This is a genomic window from Micromonospora sp. NBC_01740 (assembly GCF_035920365.1).
In the GTDB taxonomy this organism is placed as follows: Bacteria; Actinomycetota; Actinomycetes; order Mycobacteriales; family Micromonosporaceae; genus Micromonospora; species Micromonospora reichwaldensis.
The window spans coordinates 6453570-6472475 of the sequence record NZ_CP109150.1 but is presented as its reverse complement, the minus strand read 5'-3'; the positions used below and the strand labels follow the sequence as shown (position 1 = coordinate 6472475).

The window sequence follows — 18906 nt, the reverse complement described above, 5'->3', positions numbered from 1 at the left end:
CGGCATGAGCGTCAACGCCACGCCGGCCGGCGCCGACGTGGCCGCCGACGAGACGGCCGCCCGGCCCGGCCGGGACGCCAAGGTGCCGGCCCAGCGCGCCGGTCGGGGCCGCAAGGCCCCGCTGAGCGAGAACAAGAAGGCCGAGCGCCGGCTGGGCTGGCTGCTCTGCGCACCCGCCGCGCTGGTCATGGTGCTGGTGACCGCGTACCCGATCATCTACTCGGTCTGGCTGTCCCTCCAGCGCTACGACCTGCGTTTTCCCGCCGAGCGCCAGTTCGTCGGGCTGGAGAACTACGCCACCGTGCTGACCAACGAGTTCTGGTGGACGGCCTTCGGGGTCACCGCGTTGATCACGGTGGTCACCGTCGCCGTCGAGCTGGCGCTCGGCATGGGACTGGCGCTGATCATGCACCGTACGCTGGTCGGCCGGGGCATCGTGCGGACCGCCGCCCTGATCCCGTACGGCATCGTCACGGTCGTCGCGGCCTTCTCCTGGCGGTACGCGTGGACGCCGGGCACGGGCTACCTGGCCAACCTGTTCAGCGACGGCGCGCCCCTGACCGAGCGGGCCAGCTCGCTGGCGATCATCATGCTGGCCGAGATCTGGAAGACCACGCCGTTCATGGCGCTGCTGCTCATGGCCGGCCTCGCCCTGGTGCCGGAGGACCTGCTCAAGGCCGCCTCCACCGACGGCGCCACCTCCTGGCAGCGCTTCACCAAGGTGATGCTGCCGGTGATGAAGCCGGCGATCCTGGTCGCGCTGCTGTTCCGCACCCTCGACGCGTTCCGGGTGTTCGACAACATCTTCGTGCTGACCGCGGGCGGCAACGAGACCTCATCGGTGTCGATGCTCGCCTACAACAACCTGATCCGGGGCCTGAACCTCGGCATCGGGTCGACGATGTCGGTGCTGATCTTCCTCACCGTGGCGATCATCGCCTTCGTCTTCGTGAAGCTGTTCGGTACCGCTGCCCCCGGCAGCGACGACGGGGAGAGGCGTTGAGATGGCTGACACCACCACCCGGGCCAAGCTGCGCTGGGGCCTGCTGGACGCCATCGTGGTCGTCTTCGCGCTGGTGCCGGTGCTCTGGATCATGTCGTTGTCGTTCAAGACGCCGGCGACCCTGACCGACGGGAAGTTCATCCCGCAGGAGTGGACGCTCGACAACTACCGGACGATCTTCCAGACCGACCAGTTCGTCCGGGCCCTGGTCAACTCGATCGGCATCGCGCTGATCGCCACCGTGATCGCCGTGGTGCTGGGCGCCATGGCCGCGTACGCGATCTCCCGGCTGGACTTTCCCGGCAAGCGGCTGCTGGTCGGGGTCTCCCTGCTGATCGCGATGTTCCCGCAGGTGTCCCTGGTGTCGCCGCTGTTCGAGATCGAGCGGCAGCTCGGCCTCTTCGACACCTGGCCGGGCCTGATCCTGCCGTACATCACCTTCGCGCTGCCGCTGGCGATCTACACGCTGTCGGCGTTCTTCAAGCAGATCCCGTGGGACCTGGAGAAGGCGGCGAAGATGGACGGCGCGACGCAGGCCCAGGCGTTCCGGCGGGTCATCGCCCCGCTCGCCGCGCCGGGACTGTTCACCACGGCGATCCTGGTCTTCATCTTCTGCTGGAACGACTTCCTCTTCGCGATCACGCTGACCTCCACCGAGCGGGCGCGCACGGTGCCGGTGGCGCTGTCGTTCTTCACCGGCGAGTCGCAGTTCGAGGACCCCACCGGGGCGATCTGCGCCGCCGCCGTGGTGATCACCGTTCCGATCATCCTGTTCGTCCTCTTCTTCCAGCGCCGCATCGTCTCCGGCCTGACCTCCGGCGCAGTCAAGGGATAGGTGGTACTCATGGCTGACATCGTGCTCGACAAGGTGAGCAAGAAGTTCCCGGACGGGACCGTCGCGGTGGCCGACGTCGACCTGGAGATCGCCGACGGCGAGTTCGTCATCCTGGTCGGCCCGTCCGGCTGCGGGAAGTCCACCACCCTCAACATGATCGCGGGCCTGGAGGACATCAGCTCCGGCGAGCTGCGCATCGGCGGCCAGCGGGTCAACGACAAGGCGCCCCGGGACCGGGACATCGCGATGGTGTTCCAGTCCTACGCCCTCTACCCGAACATGACCGTGCGGGAGAACATGGCGTTCCCGCTGCGGTTGGCGAAGCTGGACAAGGAGACGATCAACCGGAAGGTCGAGGAGGCGGCGAAGGTCCTGGAGCTGTCCGCGCTGCTGGACCGCAAGCCGGCCAACCTCTCCGGCGGTCAGCGCCAGCGGGTCGCGATGGGCCGCGCGATCGTCCGGCAGCCCAAGGCGTTCCTGATGGACGAGCCGCTGTCCAACCTGGACGCCAAGCTGCGGGTGCAGATGCGCACCGTCGTGTCGCGCCTGCAGAAGAAGCTGGGCACCACCACCGTCTACGTGACCCACGACCAGACCGAGGCGATGACCCTCGGCGACCGCGTGGTGATCATGCGGGGCGGCGCCGTGCAGCAGGTCGGCCCGCCGCAGGAGCTGTACGACCACCCGCGCAACCTCTTCGTCGCCGGCTTCATCGGCTCGCCGTCGATGAACTTCCTGCACGCCGCGGTCGAGGACGGCAAGCTGCGTACGGCGCTGGGCGACGTGCCGATCGGCGAGCGGATCCGGCGCGAGCTGGAGGGGGCCGACGCCCCGCGCGAGCTGATCCTCGGTATCCGGCCGGAGCACTTCGAGGACGCCGCGCTGATCGACGACGACACCCGCCGCCGGGGCGCGGAGTTCGAGGCGCCGGTCGACATCGTCGAGTCCATGGGCTCCGACAAGTACGTCTACTTCAGCGTCGAGGGGGAGCGGGCCAGCGCCGCCGAACTGGAGGAGCTGGCGGCCGATGCGGGCGCCGACTTCAGTGGCGGTGGGGCCAGCCTGGTGACGCGGCTCTCCGCCGAGTCCCCGGTCGAGGAGGGACAGACCCGGCGCGTCTGGTTCAACCTGGAGAAGATCCACCTGTTCGACCCGTCCGACGGGCGCAACCTGACCCTGCACGAGGGACGGGCGGCGGGCGCGCTCGCCGACTGACGTACGCCGAGACGGGCGGGTGGGTCGAACCGACCCACCCGCCCGTCGCCGTGTCAGCGGTCAGCGACGTCGCCGACTGCGTTCCGGGATGTCCGCGTCCACCCGCTCCCGGCGGATCCGGTCGTCGATGGGCTGCTCCTCGACGACCTCGTCCTTGGCCAGGTGGACCCGCTCGACGGGCACCGTCTCCTTGCCGACCACCGGCCGCTCGGCCCGCAGGGTCATCTCCTGCTCGGCCTCGCCGATGTCGGCGCGCATGCCGCGTGCGTCGCGGGCGGCGATGGGCTCCCGCTCCACGTGCACCTCGTCGTGCTCGACCGGCACGGTGGTGTGCACGTCCTCGGTGACCACGTACTTGCGCAGCCGTGCCGTGCCGGCGGGCTGGCTCTCCGTGCCGACCCGCATCCGCTCCTCGGACCGGATCATGTCCTCGCCGGCGGCGGGCTTCCGTCCCCGGTCGGGGGCTTGCGGCGCCTGCGGCGTCAGGCGGTAGTGGCCGTAGAGCTGCTGGATCTGCGTCGTGTCCAGCGGCTGTTCGGTGCCGGCGTCCACGGCCGGGGCGTCCTTCACGGTCGACTTGTCGTAGTCGACGGTGAGTCCGCCGTCGGTGATCCGGGCCTTGTCCAGCGGGGCCATCGACTCCTTGCGGCCCATCAGGCCCGTCTGCACGCTGACCCACGTGGGCTCGCCGGCGGCGTCGGCCCAGATCTGGCCCACGCTTCCGATCTTCGAACCCGAGCGGTCCTTGACGTCCTGTCCGTACAGCGAGTTGGCCTGCTGTGCACTCAGCTTCATCGGTCGTCGACCTCCCTCTCGTGTCACGGGCCGGATACCCGGCCGGCCGGCACGGATTCGTCGACGGCCGGCCGGATAGGAGCAGCACCGGCCTTCGGGCGGGCGCGGCGGGCGAGGCGGTCCGCCGGGGCCAGTGGGGCCGATGGGATCCGTGGGATAGGTCGCGCCTTCGGCCTGGCGGTCAGTCGGGCCAGACGATCCGTAGCGGCAGGCCCAGGAAGTCGGCGTAACGGCCCAGCGCCACCGCCACCCGGGCCCGGGTCCCCTCCTCGAAGGGCACCAGCGGGAACACCGTGACCGTCACCCGGTTTCTGCCGACCGCGCGCTTCCACGTGCCCACGACCCGCCCGTCCCGGACGACCGTGGCCTGGAACACGCCGTTGCGCCCCGGCACGATCGCCTCGGCGTGGGCGGGGTCCAGCATCAGCGAGCGGTCCTTGAAGCCCAGCAGGTACTCGTCGAAGCCGGGCAGCACCAGCAGGTCGTCGACCGGCTCGCGGGGCGCGTCGAGCAGGGCCGCGTCGACGAGCGCCTCCTGCCCGTCGACCCGCACCACGGTCAGGGCGTCGCCGGCCGCCGCGAAGCCCCGGCGCGCGTCGGTGAGCGTCAGCCCCGTCCAGCCGGCGAACTCCCGGGCGGTGACGGGCCCGTGCCCCCGGACGTAGCGGTGGGCGAGCATCGCCAGGGCCTCGTCCCGCTCGGGCCGGCGAGCCTCGGGCGCCCACTCGGCGAGCAGGGCGAAGGTCTGCTCGGTGCCGACGTTGGGCGCGAGGCAGGTGACGCCGCGGACGCTGGCGTACCAGAGCAGGTGGTAGCCGCGCTGGTCGCCGGTGTCGATGCCGGCCGCCTCCAGCGTGGCCAGGCACCGCGCCCGGGTGAGCCGGCCGCCGCCGGCCAGCGCGGCGCCGAGCACGTCGAGCGCGCGGTCCGCGTCGGTCTCGGTGAGCCCGAGCTGCGCGCGGCGGGTGGCGGCGCCGGCCAGCGAGCGTACGCCGGTCAGCTCCAGCATCCAGCGGGCGTCGCGGGGCGGCACGAGGTGCACGGTGCCCCGCATCGGCCAGGTGCGCAGCGCCTCCCGGCGTTCCAGCGCGGCGTGCACGTCGGCGTGGCCGAGCGCGGGCAGCCGCACCCCGAGCGACCACATGCCGCTGGCCAGGTCCTGCGCCTGCATGGCCCCGAACCACCCCACCACGCCCTCGACCCCGCCCACCGCCGCCGTGGGATGCGGGCGGAGCAGCAGGCCGGTCATCCGCAGCGCGAGCGCCTCGCGCCCGGTCAGCTCCGCTGGCATGGGGGCTCCTCCGCTCGGGTGGGGCACCAGACTAGGGCCGACCTCCGACATCCGACGCATGACCGCCGTCGCGGCGGGAAAGCGGCCGGCCAGCAGGCGCGCCGTCCGCGCGCCCGGAGGGAGCGACATGACCGCGTCCAGCGAGCCGGCCCGGGGCGCCGGCACACCGACCCGCGCCGGCCGAGGCGGCCCGGCCGCCAAGACCAGCGCCGCCGCCGCCTTCGCACTGGTCTTCGGGGTGGCCGCGCTGATCAGCGTGCTGACCGTGATCCTGTCCTGGATCGGCCTGCTGCTCGGCATCATCGGCGTGATCCTGGGCATCGTCGGGCTCAGGATGGCCGGTCGGCCCGGGGTGACCGGCCGGGGCGTGGCGATCGGCGGCCTGGTGCTCAGCGCCCTGGCGGTGCTGATCGGGCTGGCCTTCGCCGCCGGGATCACCACCGTCCTCAACAACGAGGACGCCGTGAACCGGATCCAACAGGAGGTCGACGACCTGCGCGACCGCCTCGACACCTGACCCGGCGGCCCCTGCCGCGGCAGGCCGGGGCGCGTCGGCTCCCCTGATCGCGCTTCGCCGGCGACGCTGCCGGCGCAGCGCGATCCCCCGTTCAGGGTGGCCGGTGCCGGGCGGTTGCCGGTCCGCCGGCGCCGTGGCACCAGCATTCCCGGCCGGCGGTCGGACCGGCACCGGAACGGATCGAAACTTGCGGACATCTTGAGCTACCGACGGCAGCGGGGCCGTCACAGTGGGCGGTGCATGACGGGCAGGTCCACGAAGCCCCGGGCCGGGCGCGCGACCCCGGGTGACCGTTTGACGGCGCAAACATCGGGTAGTCGCGGGAGCTGACCCGACATGAGGAGGGAACACCCGATGGCTGCCCAGACCAAGGTCGCGGTGATCTACTACAGCGCCACCGGCATCACGTACCAGATGGCGCAGGCGGCGTGCGAAGGCGCCGGTGAGGCGGGCGCCGAGGTGCGGCTGCGCAAGGTGCGCGAGCTGGCGCCGGACGAGGCGATCCGTTCCAACTCGGGCTGGCACGCGCACCAGATGGAGACCCAGGACGTCCCCGAGGCACAGCTGGACGACCTGTCGTGGGCCGACGTGGTGATCTTCGGGACCCCGACCCGGTACGGCGTGATGGCCGCCCAGCTCAAGCAGTTCATGGACACCACAGGGCCGCTGTGGTCGCAGGGCGCCCTGGCGGACAAGGTCTATTCCGCGTTCTGCTCGACGGCCACCTCGCACGGCGGGCAGGAGGCCACCCTGCTGTCGATGTTCAACGTCTTCTACCACTGGGGCGGAGTCGTGGTGACCCCCGGCTACACCGACCCGAGCCAGTTCGTCGCCGGCAACCCCTACGGCGCCTCGCACACCAGCAACAACGGCGAGACGGCGCCGGACGACATCGCGCTCGGCGCCACCGCGTTGACCGCCAAGCGCGCGGTGCGGATCGGTGCGGCGCTGAAGGCGGGCCTGGCCGGCTGACCCGGCGTCGCCGGTTCACCGGCTGGACCGGCGCTGCCAGCGGGTCGGCTGTACCGGCGCGACCGGCGGCCCGGGCGGGGGCTCTCGACCCGTCCGGGCCGCCGGTCGCAGCACCCCTACCCCCGATCGGGGCGGCTATGCACGCTCGGCCGCTCCCGACAACCCGCCGTGCGCCGTCGACGGATGTCCCGTCGGCGCCGGCAGCAGCGCGCCCACCAGATCGGCGAGGACGGCCACGCCGTCGGGGCTGAGCACCGACTCCGGATGGAACTGCACCCCCGCGAACCCGCGCCCGCGCAGGGCGTGCACCGCGCCGTCCGCCGCGTCCCGGGCCAGCTCCACCGGGCCGTACGGGGTGTCCAGCCGGTCGGCGTCGGCGCGCGCCGTGAAGGTGGCGTAGAAGCCGACCCGGCGGCGCGTGCCGAAGATGTCCACCTCCCGCTGGAGCCCCTGGTAGGGCGCGTCCCGACGGTGCGGCGCCAGCCCGAGCAGGCCGGCGAGCAGTTGGTGGCCCAGGCAGACGGCCAGGGTCGGCCGGCCCTCGGCGAGCAACCCGGCGAGCAGCCCCCGCATCGTGCGCATCTTCGGCTCGGTGGTGCTGCCCGGGTCGCCCGGACCGGGGCCGACCACCACCAGGTCGTGGCCGTCCACCGGACCGGCGGCGTGCCACGGCCGCACTGTCACGGCCAGGCCGAGCGCGCGCAGCTGGTGGGCCAGCATGCCGGTGAAGGTGTCCTCGCCGTCGACGATCAGCGCCCGCCGGCCGGCCAGCCCGGGCAGGCCACCGGCATCCGGCGACCGCTGGTCGAGCCAGAACCGGGCCAGCGGCGCGTTGCGTGCGGCCAGCGCGGCCCGCACCTGCGGGTCGTCGGCGAGGCGTACGGCGGGCTCCGGGCCACCGGCGGGCGCCTGCGGGCCGAGGCCGAGCGCGGCCAGCACGCCGGCCGCCTTGGCGTGCGTCTCGGCCACCTCGCCCTCGGCGGTCGAGTGCCGCACCAGGGTGGCCCCGACCGGCACCCGCAGCTCGCCCTCGGGGGAGATCTCGGCGGTACGGATCAGGATCGGCGCGTCCAGGCTCTGCCGGCCGGCGTCGTCGTGGCCGAGCAGCGCCAGCACCCCGGCGTAGTAGCGCCGCCCGGTGCCCTCGTGCCGGGCGATGACCCGGCAGGCGTTCTCCATCGGGCTGCCGGTGACCGTGGGCGCGAACATCGTCTCCCGCAGCACCTCCCGCACGTCCTTCGTGCCCCGGCCGGCGAGCAGGTACTCCGTGTGGGCCAGGTGGGACATCTCCTTGAGGTGGGGCCCGACCACCTGGCCGCCGTGCTCGGCGACCGTGGCCATCATCTTGAGCTCCTCGTCGAGCACCATGTACAGCTCCTCGACCTCCTTGGGGTCGGCGAGGAAGCGCAGCAGCGCGGCCCGGTCGGCGCCCGCGCCGGTGTGCCGGAAGGTGCCGCTGATCGGGTTCATCATGACCAGGCCGTCGTCGACGCTGACGTGCCGCTCCGGGCTGGCCCCGACCAGGATCCGGGTTCCGGTGTGCACGAGGAAGGTCCAGTACGCGCCGCGCTCGCTCCGCAGCAGCCGGCGCAAGGCGGCGAGCGCGGCGACCAGCGGCGGACCCTGCACGGTGGCGCGCAGGCAGCGGTGGATGACGAAGTTGGCGCCCTCGCCGCGCCCGATCTCCTCGGCGAGCACCCGGCCGACGGTGGCGGCGTACTCGTCGTCGGTGACGTCGAAGGCGGCGTCGGCCGTGCGCACGGGCACGTCGGGCAGGGCGGCGAGCGCCTCGGCCAGGACGACCCGTTCGTGCCGGTCGATCTCGAGGAACTCCAACGGGACGCCGTCGTCGACGCAGGCGAAGCCCCGCTCGGTGATCTGCCGGTAGGGCACCAGCGCCAGCGTCCGGGGGCCGGGCGCCCCGCCGGGCAGGGGGAGGTCGGCGAGCCGGCCCGCCGTGCGTACCGTGCCGGTGAACAGCTCCAGGTGCGCGGCGTCCTCGCGGCGGACGAGCGCGAACGGGCCGGGGTCGCCGCCGCTGGCGACGGCGGCGAGCAACTCGGTCAGGTGGGTCATCGGGTCTCCTCGGGCCGGGCGGCGCCCGGCGGGGCGACCGGGAGGGCCGGGGAGAGACCGGCGGCCGCCTCGTCGGGCGGCCGCGTGGGAAGCTACGCGCGGGGGATGGCCGCCAGATCGGCGGGCCACCAGCAGGACAGGTGCGCGGGCATGCGATCACCCTACGGCCCCGCGCGGGCACCGGAAAGCCGATCGGGCGTACGGCCCAGGCGCTGGGACGCCGGGGCGCGCCGCACCGGGTAACTTGACCCGCGATGAACATTCTCGCGCTCGACCTGGGCACCTCCTCGGTACGCGGACTCGTGCTGGACACGGACGCCCGCCCGCTGCCCGGCGCGCTGGCCCGGCGCAAGGTGAGCCTCGCCGTGCACGACGACGGCACCGGCACGCTGGACGGCCCCGGCTACCTGGCCTGCCTGGTGGCGTGCCTGGACGAGCTGGCCGCCGGTGGCCACCTGCGCGACGTGTCGCTGGTGGCGACGTCCGGGCAGTGGCACTCGGTGGTCCCGCTCGGCGCCGACGGCGCGCCCCTCGGACCGGTGCTGACCTGGCTGGACACCCGTCCCGAGGCGCCCGCCGGCCCGGCCGGCCCGGCCGACCCGGCCGACTTCCACCGGCGCACCGGCACGTGGTGGCACCGCTGCTACTGGTCGGTCCGGTTGCCCTGGCTGCGGGAACACACCGGCGGGCGGGTCGCCCGGTTCGCCGGCCTGGCCGAGTACGTGCTGGGCGAGCTGCTCGACTCGGCACCCATGTCGATCTCCCAGGCCTCCGGCACGGGCCTGCTGGACCTGCGGACGCTGGACTGGGACGCCGAGGCGTGCGCGCTGGCCGGCAGCCACGCCGACGAGCTGCCCGAGCTGGCGCCGAACGGATGGCGGGGCCGGCTGCGGCCGGCGTACGCGCGGCGCTGGCCGCAGCTCACCGACGCGCCCTGGGCCGGCCCGGTGGGCGACGGCGCGGCGTCGAACGTCGGCTCGGGCTGCGTCGAGCCGAGCCGGGTCGCGGTGACGGTCGGCACGTCGGCGGCGGTGCGGCTGGTGCAGCGCGTCCCGGCGGGGCAGGCCATGCCACCGCTGCCCGAGGAGCTCTGGCGCTACCGGGTCGACCACGACCACGTGGTGACCGGCGCCGCGTACTCCTCCGGCGGCAACCTCTTCGCCTGGGCCGACCGGGAGCTGCGGTTGCCCGGGGGCAGCGAGCTGGAGGCCGCCCTGGCCCGGGTGCCGCACGACAGGACCCTGCCGGTGAACGTCCGCTTCGGCGGGGACCGGCCGCCCGGGATGTCCCCGGCCGGCTCGGGCGCGCTGGGGGGCCTGAGCTTCGGCACCACCTCGGTGGAGATCCTGGCGGGGCTGATGCGGGGCCTGTGCGACCTGGTCGCCGGCGACCTCGTCGTGCTGGAGTCCACGGTGGACGAGTCGGTCGAGGTGGTGCTCGGCGGGGGAGCGGTGGCGGCCTCCGACTGGTGGCGTACGTCGTTCGCGGCGGCGCTCGCGCCCCGGCCGGTGTGGTACGGGCGCAACCCGGAGGTCGGGGCGAGCGGCGCGGCGCTGGTGGCCCTTGGGCGCATCGGTGACGCCTCCCGGCTCGCCGCCATCGTCCGGACGGACGAGACCGGCTCACCCTCCTGAGTAGCACCTCAGCCCGCCCCGTTGACACGGCTAGCGGGCCTGGTTGGATGGACTCCGCTCCCCGGCTCGCGGCGGACGCGGGACAGGGAGGGGGTAGGTGTGGGGGCAGGTCCGGAACCGTCCGACGACGGGGTGTCGCAGCACCGCCGGCGCCGGTTCGACGTCCGGGTCGTGCCGCACCGTCGCCGCTCCCCGTTCCGGCTGCGGGACTGGCGGATGCGCACCAAGCTCGTCACCGTGCTGGTCATCCCGTCGGTCGCGTTCCTGGTGCTGGCCGGCGTGCAGACCCACACCCTCGTCGGGCGGACGACCGCGTTGGGTGACTTCGCCCAGCAGGTCGGCATCGGCCGGGAGATCGTCACGCTGGTGCACCAGCTCCAGCAGGAACGCGACCGGGCCGCCGGTGAGCTGGGCGAGTTGCGCCGAGGCGGCGCGGGCGCCGACCGGGACTCGGCGATCGTGCTGCTGAGGCCGTTGCAGGCCGCCACCGACCAGGCGCTGCGCGACCTGCGCCGGGCCGCCGGGCCGCTGGCCGACGCGGACGCCTCCTGGCGGGTCGCCTACTCGGAGGTGCTGGAGGCCTACGACCAGGTCGTCTACATCCGGGCCGCGATCCCCCCGGCGGTGCTGGGCAGCGACACCATCCTGAGCAACTACCACCGGGCCGTCGACGCGCTGCTGCGCCTGCTCGCCGAGCCCTCGCCGGGCGAGGACCGGCCCGCACTCAGCGACGCGGTGCTGCGCTACGTGCAGCTCGCCCGGGTCAAGGAGCTCTCCTCACGGGTCCGGGCCCAGCTCTACGAGGCCGCCCGCGCCGGCCGGTACGGCGTGGAGGACCAGGTGGTCCTGACCGACCTGCGCGCCCAGCAGCTGACCGCCCTGGGCGCGTTCCGGGTCGCCGCCACCGCCGAGCAGGTCCGCCGCTACGACGAGACCTCGACGGATCCGGGGTTCCTGACGGCCACCCGGTTGGAGGAGCAGAGCCTGGTGACCGGGGCCGCCGCGCCGAGCGTGCTGCCGGCGCCGCAGTGGTGGGCGGCCGGCGAGCAGCGTCAGGAGCTGCTCCGCCGCATCGAGGCGTCGGTGCTCGACGACGCCGTACGGCAGGCCGACGGGGTGAGCGCGACGCAGCTGCGGACCACGCTGCTGGTCGTCGGCAGCATCCTCGCGGTGCTGCTGGTCGCCCTGCTCATCTCCGTCCTCGTCGGCCGGTCCATGGCCCGGTCGATGCGGCTGCTGCGCGGCCAGGCGCTGCGGATCGCCCAGCTGGAGCTGCCGGACGCCCTGGACCGGCTGCGTACCGTGACCGGGGGTGTCCCGGCCATCGAGGTCCCGCCGGCGGTGGTCCGTTCGCTCGACGAGATCGGCGAGCTGGCGGAGGCGTTCGTCGCGGTGCACCGCAGCGCGGTCAATGTCGCCGTCGAGCAGGCGACCACCCGGCGCAACGTCAACGCGATGTTCGTCAACCTCGCCCGGCGCAGCCAGGTGCTCGTGGAGCGCCAGTTGGAGCTGCTCGACGACCTGGAGCGCGAGGAGAGCGATCCGGACCAGCTGGAGAACCTCTTCAAGCTCGACCACCTGGCCGCCCGTATGCGGCGCAACGACGACAGCCTGCTGGTGCTCGCCGGGACGGAGGCGACCCGCCGGTGGAACCGGCCGGCGGGGCTCGGCCCGATGCTGCTCGCCGCCAGCGCCGAGATCGAGCAGTACCAGCGGGTCCGGCACGGGGCGGTCGCCGACCTGCACGTCGTCGGCCACGCCGTCGGCGAGCTGGTCCACATCCTCGCCGAGCTGCTGGAGAACGCCACCTCGTTCTCCCGTCCCGACACGGTCGTGGCGGTCACCGCCCGGAGCGAGGGGGCCGGCGCGGTCATCGAGATCACCGACCGGGGGATCGGCATGAGCCCGGCCGCGCTGGCCGAGGCGAACGCCGTCCTGGCCACCCCGCCGGCCGCCGACGTGGCGACGGTCGAGCGGATGGGCCTGTTCGTGGTCAGCCACCTGGCCGCCCGGCTCCGCGTCGAGGTGCGCCTGGCCGGCGGCGAGGAGGGCCTCGTCGCCCGGGTACGGCTGCCCGGTGGCCTGCTGGCGCCAGCGCCTGAGCGGGAGGCGCCCGTCGCGGCCCGGATGCTGGCCGCCGCGGCGTGGGACGGGGCGCCGCCGCCCGGTGGGTTGCCGGTGGCCGGGCGGCCGCCGGCGTGGGCCGGTGCGCGACCGGCGGGCGAGCTGCCGGCGGCCGGGCGGCGGTCCGAGGCCCCGCCCCGGCAGGCCCGGTCGGTCCCGGTGCGGGCCGAGGACGTGCTCGCCCCGGCGGCCCGGCCGCCCGCGTCGACCGGTGGGGGCTGGTGGTCCCGGCAGGGGCCGTCGCCCGGTCCGGTGCCGGGGGCCTCGCCCACGCCGCCGGCCGTCCCGGTCACCGGCGGGACCAACGAACGCGGCCTGCCCGTCCGGGTGCCGATGGCGCAGCTCTCGGCCGTCACCCGCCCGGCCCGGCCGGAGCAGCCGGCGGTACGCCACGACCCGGACCCGGAGGCGGTCGGGGGGATGCTGTCCCGGTTCTACAGCGGGGTACGGCGGGCCGAGGCCGAGGACACCACGGAGATTTCCATGCCGCCGGGCGGCGTACGCACCGAAGGGGGACAGCGATGACGACGTTGAGCCGGGAGGCCCGCGACCTGAGCTGGCTGGTCAGCGGGTTCGCGGAGCGGGTGCCGGGGGTGGTGCACGCCATCGTGGTCTCCTCCGACGGCCTGCTGGTCGCGATCTCCGACCACCTGCCCCGGGACCACGCCGACAAGCTCGCGGCCGTGACCTCGGGGCTGATGAGCATCACCGCGGGCGCGGCGCAGATGTTCGACGGGGACATCGTCAAGCAGACGGTCGTCGAGATGGGGCGCGGCTACTTCCTGGTCATGCAGGTACGTGACGGTTCCATCCTGGCCACGCTGGCCGGGGCGGAGGCCGACATCGGTGTGGTCGGCTACGAGATGGCGCGGCTGGCCAAGCAGGCGGGGGAGATGCTCACCCCGGCGCTGCGGGCGGAACTCCAGCAGGCCCTGCCCCGCTGACCGGGTCGACGCGCCCGCCCGGCGTCCACGCCGGCGGGCGCGCCGACGGCGTCCACCCCGGCGCCGCCGAGCGGCGCCGGGGTGGCGGATGCCCGGCGGTCAGAGACCGTTGGCGGCGATGACCTGGCGGTACCAGTGCGCGCTGCGCTTGAGCACGCGCCGCTGGGTCTGGTAGTCCACGTGGACCAGGCCCCAGCGCTCGTCGTAGCCCGCGTCCCACTCGAAGTTGTCGAGCAGGGACCAGACGTGGTAGCTCTCCAGCGGCACGCCGGCGGCCATGGCCCGGTGCGCGGCGGCGAGGTGGTCGCGCAGGAAGGTGACCCGGCCGGCGTCGTCGACCGTGCCGTCGGCGTCGAGGGTGTCCGGGGTGGGTAGCCCGTTCTCGGTGACGGTCAGCGGGATCGGGCCGTAGTCGCGGGTCACCCGGGTCAGGATGTCGTACATCCCGTCGGGGTGGATCTGCTGCCAGGAAGCCTGTGAGGTGGGCCAGCGCCCGACCGTCGCGCCGTCGCCGGTGAGGTAGTAGGGCGTGTAGTACTGCACGGCGAGCAGGTCGACCGGCGCGGCGATGGTCGCCAGGTCGCCGTCGCGGATGCCGCGGACCAGTCGGCTGTCGGGGCCGAGGTCGTCCAGCACGTCCTGCGGGTAGCGGCCGGTGAGGATCGGGTCGAGGTAGAGGCGGTTCTCGTAGCCGTCGTAGAGCCGGGCGGCCCGAGCGGCCTCGGGCGAGTCGTCGGCCGGGTAGCAGGGGTGCAGGTTGAGCGCCGGGCCGATCCGGCCGGAGCCGGTGGCGCGGAACGCCGCCACGGCGAGCCCGTGGGCCAGGTGGAGGTGGTGGGCGACCAGGTACGCGGCGTCCGGGTCCTGGCGGCCCGGGGCGTGGTGACCTTCGAGGTAGCCGTTCTGCACCACCGTCTTCGGCTCGTTGACGGTCAGCCAGACCGGCACCCGGTCGCCGAGCGCGCGGAAGACGATCTCGGCGTAGTCGGCGAACCGGTGGGCGACGTCGCGCGACTCCCAGCCACCGGCGTCCTGGAGGGACTGCGGCAGGTCCCAGTGGAACAGCGTCGCCATCGGCGCGATGCCCCGCTCGTGCAGCCCGTCGACGAGACGGCGGTAGAAGTCGAGCCCGCGCTGGTTGGGCGCGCCGGTGCCGTCGGCCTGTACGCGCGGCCAGGAGATGGAGAACCGGTAGCTGTCCAGCCCGATGTCGCGCATCAGGTCCAGGTCCTCGGCGTACCGGTGGTAGTGGTCGGCGGCGACGTCGCCGGTGTCGCCGTTGCGGGTGCGGCCCGGCGTGTGGCTGAACGTGTCCCAGATCGACTCGCCCCGGCCGTCCTCCTTGGCCGCGCCCTCGATCTGGTAGGCGGAGGTGGCCGCCCCCCAGCCGAAGCCCGGCGGGAAGCGCAGGCCTGCCGACGGCGTCTCGTCGGCGCGCGGCGCGGGGCCGGTAGGGGCGGGGGCGGTGGCGGAGAGCGCGGCGCCGTGGGGCGGGCGCGGGGTGGGCATCGACATCGGTTCTCCTCATGGTCTGCGTGGCCACCGCCGGGCCGGGAGCGCTCCCAGCATAGGGCAGAAGCCGCCGGCCGGTCGCGTCCGCCCGGCCGGGCGAAGGGCGATCGGGGGCGGCGGAAAGGTGCGTGCGTGATGCGCCCGTGGCGGCGGTGCGGGAGCGGGGGCGCGCGGTGGCGCCGGCGCTCGGGTGGCCGGCCGCGGGACGCGGGGCGCCGGGGCGCGGGGCGTCGACCGGGCGGTACGGGCGGACAGCGGACGAGGCCGGTCGGAACGGCGACACGGCCAGTCCCGTCGGCCTCTTTTCCCGCCGTGGCGGGGGGTTTAGTGTGTGGGGACGGGGGAGGGCAACCCCCGTCCCCACCATTGCTGCACACGCACGGGCGGAATTGGCGTCCTGTCGTGCGTGTCGCGCGGGAGCCGGGCCACGCGAGTGGCTAGAGGATCCACCTCCCTCCATGTCGGTGGGAATGGCTGACGGCGGTGTCCGGGCTGGCCCGCCGTCAGCCCTCGGGCTGAGTCCCCAGGGTCCGTCATGGACGGACTCCGGGTGATCTTCTAATTGGATCTCTGTCGATGGAAGCGCTCCCATCGACCGATGCTGCGACTGTAACGCCCGTCACGGCTTTGTGAAAGCCCCAAAACGAGATCGAAACATGTTGCTGCTTCGGTGCGCCTCCGGCCATTGTGGGAGCGCTTCCATGCATGGCACACTGTCGCCACCGCGACGCGGAGCCAGATCGCGCAAGCGTGGGTCGCCGAGGGCAGCCGGTGTCTCCGGTACGGCATCCGACGCAGTCGGCGGAGCAGCCGCCCCGCAGGGGCGCCGCCCGCCGTACCCCGGCCTCGGGCCGGGGCGACCACCATCCCGGGTGCCCCCGAATCCCGTTCGCGGGAGGGCGCCCCGCCGGGGCCCTTCGTCCCCGGCCAGGTCCGAGGAGACACCGCGCACATGAGAAATCTGGCAAGACGTCGCCGCCTGGCGATGGTCGCCGCCACCGCGCTCGCCGTCGGCGGGGTGACCCTGCCGGCCGGCGCCGCACAGGCCGCCCCCGCCTGCGACGTGGTCTACGCGACCAGCGACTGGAACAACGGCTTCACCGCCAACGTCACCATCAAGAACCTCGGCGACCCGATCAACGGCTGGACGCTGAAGTTCGCCTTCCCCGGCGACCAGCGGGTGACCCAGGGCTGGTCGGCCAAGTGGAGCCAGACCGGCAACCAGGTCACGGCCACCAACGAGTCCTACAACGGCAACCTCGGCACCGGCGCCTCGACCAGCATCGGCTTCAACGGCTCGCACGGCGGCACCAACCCGAAGCCGACGTCATTCTCGGTCAACGGCGTCACCTGCGGCGGCACCCAGCAGCAGCCGCCGACGGTCGCGCTGAGCGTGCCGGCCGGCCCCTTCGAGGCCCCCGCCGACGTGCCGCTGAGCGCCACCGCCAGCGACCCGGACGGGACGATCAGCAAGGTCGAGTTCTACCGCAACGGCCTGCTGGTCAACACCGACACCACCGCCCCGTACGGCTACACGCTGGAGGACCTGCCGGCCGGCGCGTACACGGTGCAGGCCAAGGCGTACGACAACGCGAACCTGACCGCCACCGCGGAGAAGTCCTTCACCGTCACGGCGGCGTCCGGGCCGGTGCTGGTCGCCACCCCGTCGGCGGTGAGCGTGACCGAGGGCGGCAGCTCGACGGTCAACCTCAAGCTCAGCGCCGCGCCGACGGCCAACGTGCCGGTCTCCCTCGCCCGCACCGGCGACACCGACATCACCGTCTCGCCGGCCTCGGTGACGCTGACCCCGAGCAACTGGAACACCGGGGTGAACGTGACCGTCGCGGCGGCCGAGGACGCCGACACGCTCGGCGGCACCGCCACCGTCACCGCCTCGGCCACCGGCTACGCGCCGCTGGCGATCACCGCCACCGAGATCGACAACGACACCGGCGGCGGGGACAACACCTACGTCAAGCGGTTCCTCGACCAGTACGGCAAGATCAAGAACTCGGGCTACTTCAGCCCCGAGGGCGTGCCGTACCACTCGATCGAGACGCTGATCGTCGAGGCGCCCGACCACGGGCACGAGACGACCTCCGAGGCGTTCAGCTTCTGGCTCTGGCTGGAGGCCCAGTACGGGCGGGTGACCCAGAACTGGGCCCCGTTCAACAACTCCTGGAACGTCATGGAGAAGTACATCATCCCGTCGCACGCCGACCAGCCCACCGCGGGCGCGGCCGGCACCGCGCAGTACGCCGCCGAGCACGACCTGCCCAGCCAGTACCCGTCGCAGCTGGAGCCGAACGTGCCGGTCGGCCAGGACCCGCTGCGCTCGGAGCTGCAGAACACCTACGGCACCGGTGACATCTACGGCATGCACTGGCTGCTGGACGTGGACAACACCTACGGCTACGGCCGCTGCGGCGACGGCACCACCCGGCCGGCGTACATCAACACCTTCCAGCGGGGCACCCAGGAGTCGGTGTGGGAGACCGTGCCGCAGCCGTCCTGCGACACCTTCGCCCACGGCGGCCGCAACGGCTACCTCGACCTGTTCGTCAAGGAGGCGAACGCGCCGGCGAAGCAGTGGAAGTACACCAACGCCCCCGACGCCGACGCCCGCGCCGTGCAGGCCGCGTACTGGGCCCTGACCTGGGCCAAGGAGCAGGGCAAGGAGGCCGACGTGGCGGCCACCGTGGCCAAGGCCGCCAAGATGGGTGACTACCTGCGCTACGCCATGTTCGACAAGTACTTCAAGAAGATCGGCAACTGCGTCGGGGCCGCCACCTGCCCGGCCGGCACCGGCAAGGACTCGGCGCACTACCTGATGTCCTGGTACTACGCCTGGGGCGGCGCGTACGAGCCGAACCAGAACTGGTCGTGGCGGATCGGCTCCAGCCACAACCACTTCGGCTACCAGAACCCGTTCGCGGCCTGGGCGCTGACCAACGTCAACGAGCTCAAGCCCAAGTCGCCGACCGCGGTCACCGACTGGACCAAGAGCCTGGAGCGGCAGCTGGAGTTCTACACCTGGCTCCAGTCCGCCGAGGGCGGCATCGCCGGCGGCGCGACCAACAGCTGGGGCGGCCACTACGGCCAGCCACCGGCCGGCACGTCGACGTTCTACGGCATGTACTACGACGTCGACCCGGTCTACAACGACCCGCCGTCGAACCAGTGGTTCGGCATGCAGGCCTGGTCGATGCAGCGCATCGCCGAGCTGTACCTGGAGACCGGCAACGCCAAGGCCAAGGCGCTGCTGGACAAGTGGGTGCCGTGGGCGATCGCCAACACCACGGTCGGCACCAACTGGTCGATCCCGTCGGACATGAAGTGGACCGGCCAGCCGACCACCTGGAACCCGGCCAACCCGCAGCCCAACACCAACCTGCACGTCGAGGTCACGGTCAAGGGCCAGGACGTCGGCATCGCCGCCGCCTACGCCCGCACGCTCATCGCGTACGCGGCGAAGTCGGGCAACGCGGCGGCGAAGAACACCGCCAAGGGCCTGCTGGACGCGCTGCACGGCGCCAGCGACGCCCAGGGCGTGTCCACGGTGGAGAAGCGGGGCGACTACCGCCGCTTCGACGACGTCTACGACGCCAGCACCGGCCAGGGCCTCTACGTGCCGCCGGGCTGGACGGGGACCATGGCCAACGGTGACCCCATCGCCGCGGGCAAGAGCTTCCTCGACATCCGCTCCTTCTACAAGAACGACCCGGCCTGGCCGAAGGTCCAGGCGTACCTGAACGGCGGCCCCGAGCCGGAGTTCAAGTACCACCGGTTCTGGGCCCAGGCGGACGTCGCCATGGCGTACGCCGACTACGGAAAGCTGTTCCCCAACGGCTGACCGACTCCTCCGGGTGGGTGGCGCGGCCCGCCCGCCCGGAGGCCGGCCGGGCGGGCCTGGGGGAACGGAGACGCCCGGTCGGCGGACGGCCTGACTCCCACGGTCAGGCCGGGGTGGGCCGGTCAACCGGCCGAC

13 protein-coding genes are annotated in these 18906 nt (G+C 73.4%); 9 read left to right on the top strand and 4 right to left on the bottom strand.

Annotated elements, in window-relative coordinates; genetic code table 11:
- Positions 1 to 4: 4 nt before the first annotated feature.
- Genes OG989_RS28055 through OG989_RS28045 form a run of 3 tightly spaced genes read left to right on the top strand, consistent with a single transcriptional unit; the run spans position 5 to position 3053 of the window.
- On the top strand, positions 5 to 1003 hold the full coding sequence (locus tag OG989_RS28055; protein WP_151455256.1) for a carbohydrate ABC transporter permease: 999 nt from the start codon (positions 5 to 7) through the stop codon (positions 1001 to 1003).
- 1 nt (position 1004) lies between these two features.
- Positions 1005 to 1838, top strand: coding sequence for a carbohydrate ABC transporter permease (locus OG989_RS28050; RefSeq protein WP_121400801.1), 834 nt, complete (start codon positions 1005 to 1007; stop codon positions 1836 to 1838).
- A gap of 9 nt (positions 1839 to 1847) precedes the next feature.
- Complete coding sequence (locus OG989_RS28045) at positions 1848 to 3053, top strand: ABC transporter ATP-binding protein (RefSeq protein ID WP_327028979.1); 1206 nt, start codon at positions 1848 to 1850, stop codon at positions 3051 to 3053.
- 60 nt (positions 3054 to 3113) lie between these two features.
- On the opposite strand, the gene OG989_RS28040 is transcribed toward OG989_RS28045, so the two are convergent.
- Positions 3114 to 3848 (bottom strand): PRC and DUF2382 domain-containing protein, encoded by a 735-nt coding sequence (locus OG989_RS28040; RefSeq protein ID WP_151455258.1) that lies wholly within the window; start codon positions 3846 to 3848, stop codon positions 3114 to 3116.
- 181 nt (positions 3849 to 4029) lie between these two features.
- The gene (locus OG989_RS28035) at positions 4030 to 5139 is read right to left on the bottom strand and encodes a winged helix DNA-binding domain-containing protein (protein WP_327028978.1); all 1110 of its coding nucleotides are present in this window, start codon (positions 5137 to 5139) and stop codon (positions 4030 to 4032) included.
- A 127-nt stretch (positions 5140 to 5266) separates the two neighbouring features.
- On the opposite strand from OG989_RS28035, the gene OG989_RS28030 reads away from it, so the two are divergent.
- Both OG989_RS28030 and wrbA read left to right on the top strand, forming a co-directional pair.
- Positions 5267 to 5656, top strand: a complete 390-nt coding sequence (locus tag OG989_RS28030; RefSeq protein WP_151455260.1) for a DUF4190 domain-containing protein — start codon at positions 5267 to 5269, stop codon at positions 5654 to 5656.
- Positions 5657 to 6010: 354 nt separating this feature from the next.
- Positions 6011 to 6628, top strand: coding sequence for an NAD(P)H:quinone oxidoreductase (gene wrbA, locus OG989_RS28025; RefSeq protein WP_151455261.1), 618 nt, complete (start codon positions 6011 to 6013; stop codon positions 6626 to 6628).
- A 135-nt stretch (positions 6629 to 6763) separates the two neighbouring features.
- Here the strand turns inward: wrbA and OG989_RS28020 are convergent, their stop codons facing one another.
- The gene (locus tag OG989_RS28020) at positions 6764 to 8704 is read right to left on the bottom strand and encodes a chorismate-binding protein (protein ID WP_327028977.1); all 1941 of its coding nucleotides are present in this window, start codon (positions 8702 to 8704) and stop codon (positions 6764 to 6766) included.
- A gap of 254 nt (positions 8705 to 8958) precedes the next feature.
- On the opposite strand from OG989_RS28020, the gene OG989_RS28015 reads away from it, so the two are divergent.
- The 3 genes from OG989_RS28015 (at position 8959) to OG989_RS28005 (ending at position 13406) form a co-directional block, all read left to right on the top strand.
- Positions 8959 to 10338: an FGGY family carbohydrate kinase gene (locus OG989_RS28015; RefSeq protein ID WP_151455263.1), complete on the top strand. Its 1380-nt coding sequence runs from the start codon at positions 8959 to 8961 to the stop codon at positions 10336 to 10338.
- A 99-nt stretch (positions 10339 to 10437) separates the two neighbouring features.
- Positions 10438 to 12987 (top strand): sensor histidine kinase, encoded by a 2550-nt coding sequence (locus OG989_RS28010; RefSeq protein ID WP_327028976.1) that lies wholly within the window; start codon positions 10438 to 10440, stop codon positions 12985 to 12987.
- A complete protein-coding gene (locus OG989_RS28005) occupies positions 12984 to 13406 on the top strand; it encodes a roadblock/LC7 domain-containing protein (RefSeq protein ID WP_088999490.1) in 423 nt (140 codons plus the stop codon). Before OG989_RS28010 ends, OG989_RS28005 begins: the two co-directional genes overlap by 4 nt.
- 99 nt (positions 13407 to 13505) lie before the next feature.
- Here OG989_RS28005 and OG989_RS28000 read toward each other — a convergent pair whose 3' ends face one another.
- The gene (locus OG989_RS28000) at positions 13506 to 14921 is read right to left on the bottom strand and encodes a GH1 family beta-glucosidase (protein ID WP_327028975.1); all 1416 of its coding nucleotides are present in this window, start codon (positions 14919 to 14921) and stop codon (positions 13506 to 13508) included.
- A gap of 958 nt (positions 14922 to 15879) precedes the next feature.
- Between OG989_RS28000 and OG989_RS27995 the strand changes: the two genes are divergently transcribed.
- Positions 15880 to 18771, top strand: a complete 2892-nt coding sequence (locus tag OG989_RS27995) for a glycoside hydrolase family 48 protein (protein WP_327031249.1) — start codon at positions 15880 to 15882, stop codon at positions 18769 to 18771.
- Positions 18772 to 18906: the final 135 nt, after the last annotated feature.